This window comes from Limimaricola cinnabarinus (genome assembly GCF_002723615.1).
Classification (GTDB): Bacteria; Pseudomonadota; Alphaproteobacteria; order Rhodobacterales; family Rhodobacteraceae; genus Limimaricola; species Limimaricola cinnabarinus_B.
Genome location: NZ_KZ305017.1, coordinates 1 through 1,153 on the forward strand (window position 1 = coordinate 1; position 1,153 = coordinate 1,153).

At 46.7% G+C, this 1,153-nt stretch carries 1 protein-coding gene; it reads left to right on the plus strand.

What is annotated here, in order from left to right:
• Nucleotides 1-103 precede the first annotated feature (103 nt).
• Nucleotides 104-1,153, plus strand: a 1,050-nt coding sequence (locus CJ301_RS18950) for an ATP-binding protein (protein ID WP_162620636.1), incomplete at its 3' end; no start/stop codon positions are given.

Sequence of the window (1,153 nt, forward strand, 5' to 3'; positions counted from 1 at the left end):
TGTAGGTCCATCTATATTCGTTGATACATCTACTGATAGGCTGAGCGAGTCTTTTTGCCGGGATCATAATCTAATTCAATTTGTGGGATACTCAAGCGACTTTATGAGGTATCTCTCCGAAAAGATACCAAACCCACCTTTGGTAGAAGAAAGAATAGATGCTGGAATACGGGATCTACTGCCGAGTAGCGTAAGTCATACTGCTTCCCTGCAATTAGACGCAGACTTCGAGCTGGTTCCAAATTTTGATGTTTCGAAGGTTTCAAGTAATAAGTTCTATTATGGCCATCCTCCGCGATGGCGCGACCTTTCTGCGAATTTAGATATTTCAAGAAGGGAAGCTGCGCGCGCGATAAACGAAGTTAACGGTATCGCCGGGGGGAGGCGTATCATTGCAATGCTCGGGCCAACTGGCGTCGGGAAGACGACTGCTTTGAAGCGGACTGCATACAATCTGGCATCTCGCGGCAAGTATCATGTTCTATGGGCAAGTGAGATTGGGAGGCTTTCTCGCTCTACCGCAAGCACGATTGATTTAATTGAGGGGCCTATCATACTAATGGTTGATAATTTGGCCGATCATGCGCAGTCAATATCTGATGTGCTTGGCCTCGCGGAGCGTGATGACATCATCATTATCGGCGCCGAACGATCGTATCGGAAAAATTATCTCGACAAGATGTTGGGATCCGGTGGGTATGAGGAGATACGGTTTAGAGCCCTGAATCTCCATGAGATAGACAGTCTAATTGATAAAATGACTGAGCGTATGCTCGTGGGCTCCAATAAGGTGCTGTCCGGAAGTAAATCGTTCATTCGGTCTCTTCAGGGCGATCCTATTGCAGTGGCTACCTGCAGGGTGCTTAATGATTTCCGGCCCCTATCAAGAATCGTGCGTGGTTTAGTCGACGCCTCCACTGAAGATGAACTTATTGTATTTGCTATGGTCGGCGTATCAGAGTATTGCTTTAAAGGGGGGGTGCGTCGAGCAATCCTCGCAAGATTTTGCAAATCTTCAGCTATTCAAAATATGCTTGATAGGCGATCCGGTCTGGCATTGCGCTATGTTGATAGGAACAAGGAATTTCTGGCTACTGAGAATTCAACGCTCACCGACCAGATCCTAATATATCTTATCGTGCAGAAGCCTAAC